Below are 16,372 nucleotides of genomic sequence, written 5' to 3'. Positions count from 1 at the left end.
AACTATGCGGCGCGCCCATCATGCCGCGCTAAGCGCCGCAGCAAATGATCGACCTCCTGCTGGCTGGCTGTGGCCAATACACTGGCCGGGCGCCGCTGGGCCACGCTGGTCAACAGGCCGCGCCTCATCAGTACGTACTTGCGTACCGCCAGGCCGACGCCGGGTTGTTGCTCGTAACGCAGCAACGGCAAGTGCGCATCGAACAGGTCATGGGCTTGCTCGCGCTCACCGGTTGCAACGAGTCGCACCACATCACACAGCATGTCCGGGAAGGCATAACCGGTGTTGGCGCCGTTGGCGCCCCGGCTCAGCTCGTAGTCTAGAAACAGCCCGTTGTTCCCCACCAGTATGGAAATGCGCCGCATCGAGCCCTCGCGCTCGAAGCGGCGCAAGGCGGAAATTTTCTCCAGGCCTGGCCAGTCTTCATGCTTGAGCATCACGCAGGACGGTAGCTCGTTGACGATGCGCCGGATCACATTGTGCGACATCTGTACCGAGAAGGTGAGGGGGTAGTCCTGAAGCACAAACGGTATGTCGGCACCGATCGCCTCCACCGCCTGGGTGTAATAGCCAACAATCAGGTCGTCGGTGCGGAGGGTGTTGGGCGGCGCGATCATCACGCCTGCAGCGCCCCGGTCCATCACCTCATGGGCCAGCGCGCGCATTGCGGCAAAACCGGGCGCGGACACGCCAACGATAACCGGTAGGGCGCCGGCGACTGCAATCGCCCGACTAGCAACTTGCAGGGATTCAGCAGCTTCCAGTTTGGAAGCCTCACCCAGCTGCCCAAGCACGGTCAGGCCGTTGCAGCCGCAAGTTTGATAGAAGTTGATCAGTGAACGAGCCCCGTGAAAGACAGGACACCGTTTCCCCCTTACGATAAGGGATAGGCAAACGGTTATGTTTATGACTAACAGCAACGAGAGTGGGGAGCTTTTGGGCCAGGAGCGGCGGCGCCGCTGGAGCCCAGAGCAAAAACTGGCCATGGTTCGCGAGAGTCTTGAGCCAGGGCAAAGCGTTTCGGTGGTGGCTCGGCGCAACGGCATCAATGCCAACCAGCTGTTCCTGTGGCGCAAGCTGTATCAGGACGGCAGCCTGTCGGCGGTCAGTGCTGGCGAGGCCGTGGTGCCTGCCTCGGAACTGAGCGATGCGCTCAAGCAAATCCGTGAACTGCAACGGATGCTGGGCAAGAAAACGATGGAAGCAGAAATCCTCAAAGAGGCCGTGGAGATCGCCCGGTCGCGAAAATGGATTGCGCACTCACCCTTGTTGCCGGGGGACGACCAGTGAAGCTGGTCAGCAAATGTCTCGGTGTAGCGCGCTCGCAATTAACGGTTCGAATCAAACAATCGGTATCGCCCAAAGTACGGCGAAGCAGACCTGTGGACGACGCTGAGTTGGTGGTTGAGATCCAGCAACAGGTCAGCGAGTTGCCCAGCTATGGCTACCGTCGTGTCTGGGGATTACTGCGTCGGGAACGTGAAATCCAGTCGCTGCCGGCGATCAACGTCAGGCGGGCGTACAGGGTCATGCGTGATCACAACTTGCTACTTGAGCGCCGGATCAAACAGCCTGGGGTGCCGCGTCGGCACGAAGGGCGTATTGCGGTGGAAACCAGCGATACGCGTTGATGCTCGGACGGCTTTGAGTTCCGTTGCGAGGACGGCGCCAAACTGAGCGTGACCTTCGCCCTGGACTGCTGCGATCGTGAGGCCATCGGCTGGGTCGCAAGTCCAACCGGGTACAGCGGCGATGATATCCGCGACTTGATGCTGGAAAGCGTGGAGAAGCGTTTCGGCGATCAACTGCCCGCCACGCCGGTACAGTGGCTAAGCGATAACGGCTCGGCCTACACCGCCGAACAGACGCGCCTGTTTGCTCGGCAGATGCTTATGCAACCAGTTTGATTATTCTCGACCGATCACTCAGGGCCTATGGCACGGCAGCGGAGGATGCCCGGGGACATTTGATATGTGTATGTCGAAGAGGCCATAGCCAATCCCTTTCGCGGTGACCTGGCGTTACAAAACCCCAAAAGCCTCGCCGTTCAATATCTGGACGCGATCGGGGGGGGGCATTGACCGCCATCAAACCCGCTGATCGCTTTCACGAGACCATGATGCTGGACGTACGCCAGCAATACCACTCTCTGATCGAACAGCGCTGGAGGATCGTTGAGCAGTCTGAAGGTGCCATTCCAGGCCCGCTGATCGGCATGCTGGTGGCATGGATGACACTCATTTATGCCAGTTTTGGATACCGGGCTCCGAGAAACCCGATGGTTGTGGGAATGTTCACCATATCGGCTTTACTCATAGCCGGCTCTGTTTATCTTGTGCTGGACATGAATGTTCCTTTTGGCGGCCCGATTCAGGTTTCGGATGCACCATTCCGCAGGGCGCTTGCAGAGGTGCAGTAGGCGCTTTGCGTTTAAAAAAGCGCGCCCTTCATGACTTGGCGGCTTTGAATGTGGGCACGGTGGATCGCTTACGATCAATCAGCTGAGCGTCCATGAACCGGTTGATTGGCTGTGCAAGGTGTTTGAAATCAATCGCTCAAGTTACTACACCCACCCACGGGCTACAGGACTGCTCAAGAAGCTCAACGCGATATCAGCCAGTTCCTGATGCATCGGTACAACTGGATTCGGCCCCATCAATTCAACGATGGGCTGGCGCCAGCTCGGGCCGAAGAAAAACTTAACGTCGTGTCCGGGATTAGTTGACCACTACAGTTTCTCTTCCTGAGCCATCTGAATGCCATGGCCTTCCCCCTGCCGATCCCTTTTTAACTCCAAATAACCAGGGCCCTCAATGCGGGCCTTGAACGTTAAAGCCTTGATTATTTACCTTCTCGATCTGGTCAGGCTTCAGCCGCCCCTCAGCTATTGCGTCGAAAACAGCGGCAGGCGCGCAATGTCAGCCTGGGCCATTTCAATCTCGGCGATGGCATCCTGGGCGTGATCGGCCTTTACCCAGGTCATTGCGGAGTCACCGATAGCGCAACAAACTCGATCTTCGCTCATGACGCATATCCCCCTCTGTAGAACGTTAAGCGTAGTTCGACCCTTCCTTTCAACAAATTACCTCAACCGACGATAGATCAAACACAACCTGTCGCAGCCGATTTCAAAGGATGAAAAACGTGACACCCATCAGCCGGCCTTCTCACCTCACCGGGGTGGCACCATTGCCATGTCAATTGACGACAAACAGTTTTTCTCAACTAGGGTTTCTACCGTATCCACGCGCCTGGTTTGTTTTGGGGTTCATGGATCGCTTACGTCCTTTCGTAAGCGATCCATCACCCACACATTCAAAGCCGCCAGTTGAAGCCTGATGCTGTGCTCCCAATCTGTTTCTGGAGCCAGCCGCTCATGATGCGTCCCGACGCCAACGTCGAAAAGTGCACCTCTACCGTCAGTTGATCAAAGCCGATCTGGCAGATTGCGGCCTTGGCATCGACATTAAGTCTAAGCAGAACAACACGCTCAGCCCGATTGGGCGATCCGGTTGAGCTCTGCCTATTTGATTTACAACGCGAGTTGACGCAGCAATGTAAAGGCCTGCTTCATTTGGTCTTCACTAACGACGAACGCCCGTAGCTGCCCTGCCATGTCCAGACCTCTGGCTATCAGCCCCTGTGACTCAAGGCTGATCTGCCATTGCAAGTCCTTACGGCTGGTTTCTCCGGCCAGGTGCAGCGGCATTTCCGGAGTCTTGACCTTCACCAGCATCGCCGGGAACTTTACTTCCTCATTGCCACCCAGCACATTACGCGCCAGGGTCATGGCGCTTAACTGAATGGGTTGCAGAAATGGCAGTAGCTTGCCCTGGATTGGCCCAGGCGGCTGGAACCAACAGCGCCCAATCGGCGTCGTTCTACCAAGCTAAACAGACTACCGCGGGGTTTTTCTTCAGCCGCTTATTGCCGCGCATCTACAGCCTGGAAGCCTGCATCCGTGCCGGGAGCAATACGTTGTACCAACTGGATGAAGCGCAGTTCTGAAATTCACTCGACTTTGGGGAGAGCAGGACGTTGGAATGGGACCGTCATCTCACACGGGATATCGATCTTCGAAATGCACGGGAGCGTGCGTGCAGTCGCCCAACGCTGGATAGGGTTGCGCCCGTTTGCAGGCATTCCTCTACAACCTGGGCCTTGAACGGTTTAGGTAGGAGCTTCGTTGGCGCATGGAAATTCTGACGTTAAGGGCTATTGCGTCCGCTTAAAATACGCGGACACCATCGCTCTTAATGCCGCAGTTCGGAAGGTGTGTCCCCGGAACGCTTACTTTTTTAGGCGTTTGTGACAAACGTCAACAAAGCGTTACTTTTTTGATACGCCCTACAACCACTGATCAGTAACTCTGGTTTTTTGACACTTCCCCGATATGCGGTCACAACTTTTGCGCTCCGCTGGGTCATAACACGGTGGCCGTCGATGGAATATTGGCGTCTAGCGAGTTCTAGCCTAATACGGAGATAAGCTCATGATTTTCGACGTACAAAATTTTGGCGCCAAAGGAGATGGCATCACAGACGACACGGCGGCGATACAAAGTGCGATTGATGCAGCGGCCGCCGCAGGCGGGGGGCAGGTGTATATGCCGACCGGAACTTATATCGTTTCGGGCGGTGAGGAACCTTCCGACGGTTGCCTGATGCTCAAGAGCAACGTCTACCTGTACGGCGACGGCATGGGCGAAACCACCGTCAAAGTGGCTGACGGCTCCGACACCAAGATCACCGGTGTCATCCGCTCGGCCTATGGCGAAGAAACCCACGACTTTGGCGTCAGCAACCTCACCATCGACGGTAACCGCGCCAATACCACCGGCAAGATTGACGGTTGGTTCAACGGCTACATTCCCGGCGAAGAAGGCTACGACTCCAACGTCACCCTCGACAGCGTCGAGATCAAGGATTGCTCCGGGTACGGTTTCGACCCCCACGAGCAGACCGTCAACATGGTCATCAAGAACAGCGTGTCCCACGGCAATGGCCTGGACGGCTTCGTTGCTGACTTCCTCAGCGACAGCACCTTCGAAAACAACGTCGCCTACGACAATGACCGCCACGGTTTCAACGTCGTCACCAGTACCCACGACTTCACCCTCACCAACAACGTTGCCTACAACAATGGCGGCAATGGCATCGTGGTGCAGCGCGGCAGCGAGGACATCCCCTCCCCCAGCAACATCACCATCACCGGTGGCGAGGTGTACGGCAACGGCGCCGAAGGCGTGCTGATCAAACTGTCCAGCGACGTGACCGTCAGCGGCGTCGATATCCATGACAACGCCAGCGCCGGGATACGCGTCTACGGCAGCAACCACGTCGAAGTCATCGACAACACGCTCAACAACAACTCACTGGGCGGCGCTGTACCCGAGATCATCATCCAGTCCTACGACGACACCCTGGGCGTGTCCGGCAGGTACTTCAACGGCAGTGATAACCTCATCCAGGGCAATATCATCAGCGGCAGCGACCTGTCGACCTACGGTGTTGCAGAGCGCAATGAAGACGGCACCGATCGCAACGCCATCATCGGCAACACCATCAGCCACACCAGCAAGGGCGCCACGCTGGTCTATGGCGACGGCAGCTACGTCAGCGCCACGGTGCCGATGACCACCGTGCAAGGCACGGCTGGCAACGACACCCTGCTGGGCAGCGCCGCCAGCGAGATTTTCTATGGCGCAGCCGGCAACGACACGATCAATGGCGGGGCCGGTGGCGACATTCTGGTGGGCGGTGCAGGCATCGACAAACTCACCGGCGGCACGGGTGCCGATACGTTCCGTTTCATCGCCCAGTCCGACAGTTACCGCAACGCAACCGCAAGCTTCGATGACACCCTTACCGACTTCGACGTCACCCAGGACAAGATCGACCTCGCCGGCCTCGGTTTCACCGGCCTGGGCAATGGCCGTGGCGGCACCTTGCAGGTCAGCTACAGCGCCAGCAACGACCGCACCTACATCAAGGACTACGATGCCGACGCCAGCGGCAATCGCTTTGAGTTGATTCTCTCGGGCAACTTGGCCGGCACCCTGACCGCCAGCAACTTCATTTTCAATCGGGTGGTCACCGGCACCAGCGGCAGCGACTCGCTGTTGGGTAGCGATTCGGCCGACACCCTGCTCGGCCTGGCAGGCAACGACAGCCTCAGTGGCGGCGCGGGCGACGACAAAATTGACGGCGGCGTCGGCATGGACACCCTCACCGGTGGCACCGGAGCGGACACTTTCGTGTTCTCCAACCGCCTGGACAGTTATCGCAACTACAACACCGGCGGCGCCAACCTTGGCGACCTGATCACCGACTTCGATATCACCGCCGACAAGATCGACCTCTCGGCCATGGGTTTCACCGGCCTGGGGGACGGCAAAAACAACACCGTGTACCTGGTGCTCAACACTGCCGGCACCAAGACTTACATCAAGACCCTGACCGCCGACGCCAATGGCAACCGCTTTGAAGTGGCGCTGGATGGCAATTACCTCGACAAGCTGACCAGCGCCAATTTTGTCTTTGCCACTTCGCCAACGGTCAACCATGCGCCGGTGGTGGCAACGGCATTGCTGGATCAGAACGCCACTGAAAACACCCCGTTCAGCTACGTGGTGCCGGCCACCAGTTTTACCGATCCGGATAACGAGAGCCTCAGTTACACCGCCAAACTGGCCAATGGCAGCGCCCTGCCCGGTTGGCTGACCTTCGACGCCGCCACCCGCACCTTCAGCGGCACACCAAGCGACACGGCATCGGGCACTTACTCAATACAGGTCACCGCGTCCGATGGCAGCAATGCAACCGTCAACGACAGCTTTACCCTGGCCGTACAGGACGTACCCGCCGCACCCACTGTGATCAATGGCACGCCGAACAACGACACGCTGACGGGCACCGCGGCCAACGAACAACTGTTCGGTGGCGCCGGTAACGACACCCTTAATGGCGGCGCCGGCGACGACATTCTGGTCGGCGGCACCGGCGCGGACAAACTCACCGGCGGCGCGGGTTCCGACGTATTCCGCTACACCTCAACACTCGACAGCTACCGCACCGGGTCCACCAGTGCCAGTGACCAGATCCTCGATTTCGATGTGGCTGCCGACAAGATCGATGTCTCGGCAATCGGCTACACGGGCCTGGGTAATGGCCTGAACGGCACGCTGCAAATGACCTACAGCGCTTCGAGCAACCGAACCTACCTCAAGGATCTCACCGTCGACGCCAACGGCAACCGCTTCGAAGTGTCACTGGCGGGCAACCTGGTGAACAGCCTGACGGCGAGTCATTTCGTCTTCGCCGACCAAAACACCCCCAGCAATGTAGCGCCGGTGGTGGCCATCCCCCTCCTCGACCAGAACGCCACCGAAAGCACGCCGTTCAACTACACCGTAACCCACGACAGTTTCACCGATGCCAACCAGGATGCGCTGACCTACACCGCGACCCTCGCCGACGGCAGCGCCCTGCCCGTTTGGCTGAGTTTCAATGCCACCAGTTTGACGTTCTCCGGCACGCCGATCAGCACGGCGTCCGGCAATTACAACGTACTGGTCAAGGCCACCGATCCTTCAGGTGCGTCGGTCAGCGACAGCTTCGCCCTGGCGGTGGCCGATGCGCCCGCCAACACCATCACCGGCTCCAACAACGCCGAAAGCCTCAACGGCACGGCAGCCGCAGACCTGATCCTCGGCCTCGGTGGCAACGACACCATCAAGGCCGGCACCGGCGCGGACATCGTCGACGGCGGCGCCGGACGCGATTCGCTGTACGGCGGCGACGGTGCCGACACCTTCCGCTACACCAACGTACTCGACAGCTACCGCGACTACGACACCGGCGGTGTCACGGCCACCGACACGGTTTATGACTTCACCGTGGGTGTCGACAAGATCAATGTTGCGGGCCTTGGCTTTCTCGGCCTCGGCGATGGCAGCAATGGCACGTTGTACATGACGCTCAACGCGGCCGGCGACAAGACCTACATCAAATCCGCCGAGGCCGACGCCGACGGCAATCGCTTCGAAATCGCCCTCAACGGCAATTACCTCAACACCCTGACCGCCAGTGATTTCGTTTTCGGCGAGCGAGCCCAGCAAGACATCCTCTACCTACCCACACTCGGCCAATCCAATGCGCGCCTGCTGCGCATGACGGAGGACGACGATCAATCCGGCACCTCAATGCTGGTCAAGGACCTGGACCGCTACACAACCTATGACGTGCGCAGCCAGTTCACCGACGCCGATGGCAATGGCATTGACATCGCGGTGGGTGGCAGCACGGTCAACGGCCTGTCCACCCTGGGCGCCGAGCAACTCAAGTTGTGCTGGTGGCTGACCGACACCAACCAACCCGGGCCTGCGCTGTTGCGTGCCGTGGCGTTGCTGCAGGACCAGCTCACCGAACTTAAATCCATCGATAACGTCACCATGGGCATCATCTGGAGCCAGGGCGAGGAAGCCGCCCAGGAGATCGCCCGTGCCACGGACAAACCGGCGGCAGCAGCGGCCTACAAGGCCGCTACCCTGAACGTGTTTGACTACCTGCATGCCCAGTTCGGCAACTTCAGCGTGTACATGATGGAAACCGGTCACTACGAGCAGGACGCGGCGCGTGCCCGTGGTTATTCGGAAGAGAAGATTGCCTCCATCGTCGAGGGGGTTGGCTATGTCCGCGCCGCCCAGGAAGCCATCGCCGCCGAGCGCGCCGACGTCAAGCTGGCGGTGGACTACACCGACCTGCCCTTGCGCTATGAGGTCGATCCTTTGGTGTATCCCGACGACGTCTGGCACTTGCATGAGGAATCGGCGGAAATCGTCGGCCAGCGTTTGGCCGATTACATTGCCAATGACCTTGGCTTCCAGGGCAACCCCAACGACAACAACAGCGTGCAGGCTATTTTCGACAACGCTCAGAACCAAGGCGGGATGATTTCCGGTACTGATCAAGCGGATACCCTGGTGGGCAGCTCGGGCAACGACACACTGGATGGCGACTTGGGCGCCGACACCATGACCGGTGGCGATGGCAACGACACATACGTGGTCGATAACGCGTCCGACAGTGTGGTGGAAACCAACACCTCGACCTCGCAGATCGATACCGTGCAAGCCTCGGTCAGCTGGACACTGGGCGCCAATCTCGAGAACCTGGTGCTCACCGGGGTGTCGGAGATCGACGGCACCGGCAATGAGCGGCGCAACTTCATCACCGGCAATGCCGCCGACAACGTGCTCGATGGTGCCGCAGGGGCCGACAGCATGAGCGGCGGCGATGGCGACGACACTTACTATGTCGACAACGCCGACGACACCGTGATCGAGACCAACAGCAATGCGGTGCCCGGAGGGATCGACAGCGTGCACAGCAGCCTGGCGGCCTACACCCTCGGCAACAACGTCGAGCATCTGTATATCGATAGCGCTGGCGCCGCCAATGGCACGGGCAACGCGCTGGATAACACGCTGTTCGCCGGTGCCGGCAACAACGTGCTGGATGGGCGCGATGGCAATGACACGGTGTCCTTCGAGCGTGCCTTGGCGGGGGTTAGCGTAAACCTCTCGACGTCCGCACAACAAAACACCGCGGGTTCGGGGCTCGACACCTTGAAATTCTTCGAAAACGTGACGGGAAGCGCCTACGCCGACAGTCTGTCGGGCAACAGTGCCGCGAACATCCTGAACGGTGGTACCGGTAACGACACGCTGGTGGGAGGTTCGGGCGATGATCGGCTGATCGGCGGTGCAGGCACCGACAACCTCACCGGCGGCACTGGCGCGGACACCTACGCGTTTGGTGCGCTGTCGGACATGGGCGTCGGGGCTTTGCGCGATGTGATCAGCGGTTTCAAGACCACCGAGGGTGATCATCTGGATTTCACCAGCCTGGACGCCAACCCGCTGACCGCCACCCTCGACGCCTTCATGTTCATCGGCAGCAACGCCTTCGACCCCACCAACGCCACCGGCCAAATACGCTTTGCCGATGGCATCCTCTACGGCAGCGTCAACGCCGACGCCACCCCCGAGTTCGAATTCGAAGTGGTGGGCGTCAAGGAGCTGCAGGCCAGCGATTTCACAGCCTGACCTAATGTGAGCGAGCCTGCTCCGGGCGGCGTTCCGACGATGACGGCGGTACATTCAGCAAGGAAGCTGTTTGACCGACCGCTATCGTCGGAACGCCGCCCGGAGCAAGCTCGCTCCCTCAGGGGATTTGCAGTGCCGGGAAAATCAACGACCACCGCAGGTACACAAACCCGCAAGCACCCGCGGCGATAGCGGCAACGGTCGGTCATGCTCATTCCTCTTTGAAGGCCGCAAGCAAGCGTTCACGCAAAGGTTTCATCAGGTAATTCATCAAGGTGCGCTCCCCCGTCACCACCGTGACATCGGCGAGCATACCGGGGCGCACCAGCAGGCCGACGGCCTGCAGCGAGGCGACGGTATCGGCGGGAATTTCGACCTTGGCGGAAAAGTACGGCTGGTGCGTCTGTTCATTGATCAATTGGTCCGCCGACACCGTTGTCACCGTGCCAGTGACGGTCGGCGTATCCACCCGTTGCAGCGCGGTGAAATGCACATGAACCGGCAGACCCGGGCGCAACTTATTGGCCATCAGCGGCTCGAAACGCGCGGTGATCGCCATCGGCGCATCCATCGGCACCACCTGCATCAGGGTTTGGCCGGCCTGTGCAACGCCTCCCACCGTATGAATGCTCACGTCCATGACCTGCCCGGATGCCGGCGCACGGATCGCACCGTTGTCGACTTCAAACTGCAAGGCATGAATCTGATCGGCATAACCTGCCGCCTCAGCAGAGACCTCGCTGAGCTGGGTTTCGGCATCGCGGCGAAATTCCTGCTGCGCCTGCAAGGCCTTGAGGTGGCTTTCGTTTATCGCTTGGCGGGTCCTGCCGACATCGCCCACCCCGGAGGCAATCTGCCCGGCCAATTGGGCTGCGTTGCGCTCGGCCTCGAAGAGTTTGTTGCGCGGAATGTAGCCTTCAAGGGCCAAATTACGCAGGCCTTCCAGCTCCTGCTGTTGGAAGCGCATCTGCGTATCGTAGTTACGCTTGACGCCTTCGTAGCCGAGCAGTTGCTGCTGTAATGCCGCGGCTTCGTGTTCGATGATCTGCAAGCGGCTGCCCAGTTCTGCGCGGCGGGTCAGAAACAACTGGCTCTGCAAGGCCATGGAGGCCTTGACCCGCGACTCGTCGGCGCGTTCCAGCAGTTCAGCGGGCCATTGGATCTCGGCTGAGCCCAGGCGCTCGGCAATCAACCGTGCCTCGACGCTGCGATCGTTGAGCAACTTGCCCAGGGTCACGTCCAGTTGCGACTGTGCCTGCACCGTATTGAGCTGCACCAGCAACTGTCCCTGGGTGACGCGGTCGCCATCGCTGACCAGCAGTTTTTCCACCACCCCACCGACCAACGACTGCACCGCCTTGCGTTCGCCCGCCACCACCACGGTGCCGCTGCCCACGACACCCTGGTCGAGCGGCGCCAGACAGGCCCAGAGCAGGAAGCCGCCCAGCGTCAGGACCAGGAAAGCCACACCATAGCGAGCGGCTCCCCCGGCGTCGGTACTGGCGCGGGGCTGCAGTGTGGTGCCGCGCACACTCAGTCCCTGCTCGTTGTACGTTTGTGCCTCTGTGGTCAGATCACGCATCTCTGCCAGCCTCCCTGACCGCGGCCGGTCTTGGCCCCGGCCTCAATGCCTTGAGCACCCGATCCCTTGGACCGAATGCATGTTGAGTGCCGTCCTTGAGCACCAGGATGTGATCGACCACCGCCAGCACATTAGGCCGGTGGGTAATCAGCACCACGGTGCTGCCAGCAGCCTTGAGCGCATTGATGGCCTGCACCAGCGCCAGCTCTCCGGCTTCATCGAGGTTGGAGTTGGGTTCATCGAGCACGATCAGCGACGGGCGCCCATAGAGCGCGCGAGCCAGACCGAGGCGTTGCTTTTGTCCACCGGACAAGCCAAGCCCGCCGGGGCCCAGCGGCGTGTCGTAACCTTTGGGGAATTTCAGGATCATCTCGTGAATGCCGGCGTGACGCCCGGCGGCGATGATCTTGTCGGCGTCCTGCTCGCCGAAGCGGGCAATGTTGTCGGCCACACTGCCGTCGAACAGCTCGATGTCCTGCGGCAGGTATCCAAGGTGCGGGCCAAGGGCGTCGTGGGACCATTGACTGATCTCGGCGTCGTCCAGGCGCACCGACCCGCCCATGGCCGGCCATACCCCGACCAGCGCTCTGGCCAGCGTTGATTTACCGCTGGCGCTGGGGCCGACGACGGCGAGCACATCACCTTTGACCAAGCTGAAATTAACGCCCCGCAGGATCGGTTGCGAAGCGCCGGGCGGGCCGACATACACCTGTTCCAGGCGCACCGCGCCGGTGGGCGGTGGCAAAGGCATGCGCAGGCGCTCGCGCGGATGCTGGGCAAGCAGTTGGCTCAGGCGCTGGTAGCTCTGGCGGCCGGAGTTGAATTGCTTCCACGAGCCAATGGCGATTTCCACGGGCGCCAGGGCACGCCCCAGCAGCAGCGACATTGCAATCATCATGCCCGCCGACAATTGGCCTTCAAGCACCAGCAACGCCCCCAGGCCCAGGGCCAGCGACTGTCCGGAGATGCGCACAAAACGGGTCGCCGAAGTGATACGCGCGCTGCGATCGCTGGCATGGGCCTGGGCGGCAATGATGCGTTGCTGCAGCAGGCTCCAGCGCTGGCGCAACGGCCCGAGCATGCCCAAGGCCTGGATGACTTCGGCATTGTGTAACGTGCTGTTTACATAGATCGACGACTGCACGCCCAGACGATTGGCTTCGCCCAAACGCGTGCGAGTCGCCAACTCGCCCCACAGCGCCAGGCCGAACAGCACCAGGGCCAGAACCAGCGTCAGCACGCCGAACCAGGGATGAAAGATGAACGCCACCAGCACGAAAATGGGCAACCACGGCGCATCGAGCAAGGCGATCAGGCCCTGGCCGGTGATCAACTGCCGTAGCGTCGCCAGATCGGTCAGCACCTGCGCCGGATTGGCGTTGTGCTCACGCAGGCTGCGGGCGAAGGCGGCGTCGAAAATCCGCTCGCCCAAGGCCTCGTCCAGCCCCGCGCTCATGCGAATCATCACCTCGCCGCGTGCCCACTCGATCAGGGCGCTGAACATGAACAGTCCCAGGGCGATCAAGGTGAGCATGAACAAAGTGGTTTCGTTGCGGCTGGTGAGGACCCGGTCGTACACCTGCATCATGTAGAGCGACGGCACCAGCACCAGCAGGTTGATCACGCCACTGAACAGCGCCAACGACCAGAACACACGGCGATAGCTTAATAAAGCGGCATCAATGTCATGACGCGGATCGAGAAGCAAACCCATAGAGTGTCGCTCGCAAAAGGAATAGTCGGTCGAAGACGCAATCCATCGCGAGCTTTTGCCCTAAGGCATTGGAGAAACACTAAACGTAGGCTGACGTGCCGCTATCAGAGACGACCACGTCGCTACCGCCAATTACTGACAACGTAACCACGGGTTAGTGCTGGTTCGACGGGCTGGGGTTTCATGTGGGTGACGGGCGGGAATGTCGCATTCATTCGGACTGGGGCACGAAATCTCATAAACATTCAACATTACCCATAAGTCAAATGATGCATTGGAGTCCGCCCGTCCCTTCCAGAGGCCCACACCGCCCCCTGTTGCAGAAGAGGGTCTAGGATGCGATGAATGGCGAGCTTGAATGGGCGCCCTTCGTCACTCACGCCATGCCGCTGGCGCGAATGATCTACCGGCCTGGCGCACGGCCCCAGGCACTTTCGTCTGACACCCTGAAACGGAGAAGCCAACGTGAGCACCTTGAAACTTCACCCCGCACTGGACGATGGTATCCAACCCGCCGCCGCGAATTTCACAGGTGGCACCCTGCAATGCCTGTGTGCGATCGACAACGTCGAGGTCACGATCGACGCACAAACCCTGCATAACCACGCGTGTGGCTGCAGCAAATGTTGGAAACCGCAAAACGCGACATTCGCCGTCATTGCCGTAGTACCTCGGGATAAGGTCAGCGTCACTGCCCACGGCGAAAAACTGGCAATTGTCGACGAAAGCGCCGCCATCCAGCGCCACGCCTGCAAGCAGTGCCACGCCCATCTCTTCGGGCGAATCGAGAACAAGGACCATGCGTTTTATGGCCTGGACTTCGTCCACACCGAGCTCTCTCCCCAGAGCGGATGGGCTGCGCCGAGCTTCGCAGCGTTCGTGTCCTCCATCATCGAAACCGGCACACCGCCAGCGCAAATGAAGGCTATCCGTGAGCGCCTGCGTTCGATCGGCCTGGAGCCCTATGACTGCCTGTCCCCGGACTTGATGGACGCACTGGCGACTCATGTCGCCAAACAGAAAGGCCTGCTCCCCGCCGCCTGATTGATCGGCCGCCGCGGTTTCTTCGCCGGACCGCGGCCCCGGTTCACTACCAACATGTAAAACGCCGCTGTTATGGGTACTCGAAGACACCCTTCTCTGAGTCACCTCCCGAACCAGTACAGGTTGAGGGATTATTAAATAATGAAGATAGAAAGAAAGTTCATTTATTACTCCTAAAAGAAACACTTATTGCATCATGACAATATACAGGCGTCATTTCAGTGACTATCATAACCCTCACTCCTGAAAACCAGACCTTTAACACACGCAGAGCCCGACCGACATAACCAATGAATAATTCATTCGCGCCGACGAGCGGATATAAACATTAATAATATCGTTATAAACCATGATGTTAAGTCGCCATAACAATCAAGACAAACTTTTCCAAGAATTACAAAAAACTAAAAAAGACCGACCACAAACATAAAAGTTTCAAACTTTGATTATTAAAAAAATAACGCATATAACACTTTAAAACATTCACCATCGATGCTAATAATCCGGCCGGCACCGGGTTTAAGGCGACGCACCACCTCACAATGAAGTGAACATCTGATCTCACGCTGATTGCCCCGGTCTTTACTAAATTCAAATAACGCTGGTGTGCTCAAGATTCAATAAACTTGGGCCGCTGTTGTGTGCGCACTAAAACTGCGCAAGGAAGACATCATCGCTCGCCATCATTCAAGGGTTAAAATTCTTTCGATCTTCGGTACCCGTCCAGAAGCCATCAAGATGGCGCCTTTAGTCAAAGCCCTCGCTGCGGAACCTGGCATTCACTCGCAGATCTGCATCACCGGCCAACATCAAAGCATGCTTAAACAGGTGCTGGATCTGTTCGACCTCAAGGCCGATTACACCCTCGATGTGATGACGCCGCACCAGTCGCTCAATTCGTTGACTGCGGCGCTCTACGGGGCGATTGACCCGGTGCTGGAAATGACCCGCCCGGACCGGGTGCTGGTGCATGGCGACACCACTTCGGCCATGGTTGCCTCAATGGCTGCGTTCCATCGACGCATTGCGGTCGGTCATGTCGAAGCCGGGCTGCGAACCGGTGATATCTACAGCCCGTGGCCGGAAGAAATGAACCGCCGCTGCATCGACCTCGGTGCGGACATGCTGTTTGCCCCGACCCACGAGTCGCGCCAGAACCTGCTCGACGAACGCCTCCAAGGTCGCGCCTTCGTGACTGGCAATACGGTGATCGACGCGTTGCAGATGACGGCGCGGCGCATTGAGCAAGACGCTGACCTGCGTGCAGGCCTGGACCGGCAGTTCTCGTTCCTGCAAACCGGCCGCAAGGTTCTGTTGGTGACCGGGCATCGCCGGGAAAACTTCGGCGAAGGATTCCTGGATATCTGCAAGGCCTTGAGCCATCTGGCGCGGCGCGCTGATATCCAGATCGTCTATCCGGTGCATTTGAACCCCAACGTCCTGGGCCCGGTCACCAAGCAGCTGGGCGATCTGCCGAACGTGCACCTGATCAATCCGCTGGACTACTTGGCCTTCGTGCGCCTGATGCAACGTGCGCATGTGATCCTCACCGACTCCGGTGGCGTGCAGGAAGAAGCGCCCTCCCTGGGCAAGCCGGTGCTGGTCATGCGTGATGTGACCGAGCGCCCCGAAGCTGTCGCGGCGGGCACTGTGCGTCTGGTCGGCACCTCGCCGGACTCGATCATCGCTGGCGTCAACGCATTGTTCGATGACGACCTGCTGTGGCGTCGCTGCTCCCAGGCTGCCAACCCTTACGGCGATGGCAAGGCCAGTGCGCGCATCGTCGATGCCCTGATGGGGCGCCCAGTCGATGATTTCGTCGTGGCCGGACAGCCCTTGCCCAAGTTCCTGCACTACCCGTCAGCGGTGCCTGTGCCCGAGAAAAATTACCCGGCTTTTACTTCTAAATAAACCAAACCGCTCC

10 protein-coding genes and 2 pseudogenes are annotated in these 16,372 nt (G+C 59.4%); 7 read left to right on the top strand and 5 right to left on the bottom strand.

The features are described from left to right. Positions 1-2: 2 nt before the first annotated feature. The gene (locus ACYZTR_RS14380; protein WP_461971852.1) at positions 3-986 is read right to left on the bottom strand and encodes a dihydrodipicolinate synthase family protein; all 984 of its coding nucleotides are present in this window, start codon (positions 984-986) and stop codon (positions 3-5) included. Here ACYZTR_RS14380 and ACYZTR_RS14375 point away from each other — a divergent pair. From ACYZTR_RS14375 to ACYZTR_RS14365, 3 genes and pseudogenes are all read left to right on the top strand, one after another. Further along, a pseudogene (locus ACYZTR_RS14375) lies at positions 907-1,904 on the top strand (IS3 family transposase); the annotation flags it as partial. The gene ACYZTR_RS14380 and the pseudogene ACYZTR_RS14375 overlap by 80 nt on opposite strands. A gap of 173 nt (positions 1,905-2,077) precedes the next feature. Further along, positions 2,078-2,419, top strand: coding sequence for a bestrophin-like domain (locus ACYZTR_RS14370; protein ID WP_461971850.1), 342 nt, complete (start codon positions 2,078-2,080; stop codon positions 2,417-2,419). A gap of 150 nt (positions 2,420-2,569) precedes the next feature. Beyond that, positions 2,570-2,725 (top strand): annotated as a pseudogene (locus tag ACYZTR_RS14365) (IS3 family transposase); the annotation flags it as partial. A gap of 159 nt (positions 2,726-2,884) precedes the next feature. Here ACYZTR_RS14365 and ACYZTR_RS14360 read toward each other — a convergent pair. Together ACYZTR_RS14360 and ACYZTR_RS14355 are read right to left on the bottom strand one after the other, a co-directional pair. Further along, on the bottom strand, positions 2,885-3,025 hold the full coding sequence (locus ACYZTR_RS14360; protein WP_461971848.1) for a hypothetical protein: 141 nt from the start codon (positions 3,023-3,025) through the stop codon (positions 2,885-2,887). A gap of 507 nt (positions 3,026-3,532) precedes the next feature. Then, on the bottom strand, positions 3,533-3,790 hold the full coding sequence (locus tag ACYZTR_RS14355; protein WP_461971846.1) for a hypothetical protein: 258 nt from the start codon (positions 3,788-3,790) through the stop codon (positions 3,533-3,535). A gap of 26 nt (positions 3,791-3,816) precedes the next feature. On the opposite strand from ACYZTR_RS14355, the gene ACYZTR_RS14350 reads away from it, so the two are divergent. Both ACYZTR_RS14350 and ACYZTR_RS14345 read left to right on the top strand, forming a co-directional pair. After that, positions 3,817-4,008 (top strand): acyl-CoA dehydrogenase C-terminal domain-containing protein, encoded by a 192-nt coding sequence (locus ACYZTR_RS14350; RefSeq protein ID WP_461971844.1) that lies wholly within the window; start codon positions 3,817-3,819, stop codon positions 4,006-4,008. A 484-nt stretch (positions 4,009-4,492) separates the two neighbouring features. Beyond that, entirely contained in the window at positions 4,493-10,108 is a 5,616-nt protein-coding gene (locus ACYZTR_RS14345) for a putative Ig domain-containing protein (RefSeq protein WP_461971842.1), read from the top strand. Positions 10,109-10,319: 211 nt separating this feature from the next. On the opposite strand, the gene ACYZTR_RS14340 is transcribed toward ACYZTR_RS14345, so the two are convergent. Beyond that, entirely contained in the window at positions 10,320-11,690 is a 1,371-nt protein-coding gene (locus ACYZTR_RS14340) for an HlyD family type I secretion periplasmic adaptor subunit (RefSeq protein ID WP_461971841.1), read from the bottom strand. After that, positions 11,683-13,404 carry a type I secretion system permease/ATPase gene (locus tag ACYZTR_RS14335; RefSeq protein WP_461971839.1) on the bottom strand — a complete coding sequence of 574 codons (1,722 nt, stop codon included), beginning with the start codon at positions 13,402-13,404 and terminating at the stop codon, positions 11,683-11,685. The genes ACYZTR_RS14340 and ACYZTR_RS14335 overlap by 8 nt, the downstream gene beginning before the upstream one ends. Before the next feature lie 465 nt (positions 13,405-13,869). On the opposite strand from ACYZTR_RS14335, the gene gfa reads away from it, so the two are divergent. Then, positions 13,870-14,448: an S-(hydroxymethyl)glutathione synthase gene (gfa, locus tag ACYZTR_RS14330; RefSeq protein ID WP_461971837.1), complete on the top strand. Its 579-nt coding sequence runs from the start codon at positions 13,870-13,872 to the stop codon at positions 14,446-14,448. 672 nt (positions 14,449-15,120) lie between these two features. After that, positions 15,121-16,359, top strand: coding sequence for a non-hydrolyzing UDP-N-acetylglucosamine 2-epimerase (gene wecB, locus ACYZTR_RS14325; protein ID WP_461979732.1), 1,239 nt, complete (start codon positions 15,121-15,123; stop codon positions 16,357-16,359). Positions 16,360-16,372: the final 13 nt, after the last annotated feature.

This window comes from Pseudomonas sp. Hz4 (assembly GCF_054898165.1).
The sequence above is the reverse complement of the archived record's forward strand: the minus strand, read 5'-3'. Positions and strand labels throughout refer to the sequence as shown.

Coding starts and splice junctions, on each gene's coding strand:
- ACYZTR_RS14345 (WP_461971842.1), top strand. CDS start 4,493: ATGATTTTCGACGTACAAAATTTTGGCGCCAAAGGAGATGGCATCACA.
- ACYZTR_RS14360 (WP_461971848.1), bottom strand. CDS start 3,025: ATGAGCGAAGATCGAGTTTGTTGCGCTATCGGTGACTCCGCAATGACC.
- ACYZTR_RS14340 (WP_461971841.1), bottom strand. CDS start 11,690: ATGCGTGATCTGACCACAGAGGCACAAACGTACAACGAGCAGGGACTG.
- ACYZTR_RS14355 (WP_461971846.1), bottom strand. CDS start 3,790: ATGACCCTGGCGCGTAATGTGCTGGGTGGCAATGAGGAAGTAAAGTTC.
- ACYZTR_RS14335 (WP_461971839.1), bottom strand. CDS start 13,404: ATGGGTTTGCTTCTCGATCCGCGTCATGACATTGATGCCGCTTTATTA.
- ACYZTR_RS14380 (WP_461971852.1), bottom strand. CDS start 986: ATGGCCAGTTTTTGCTCTGGGCTCCAGCGGCGCCGCCGCTCCTGGCCC.
- ACYZTR_RS14350 (WP_461971844.1), top strand. CDS start 3,817: ATGGCAGTAGCTTGCCCTGGATTGGCCCAGGCGGCTGGAACCAACAGC.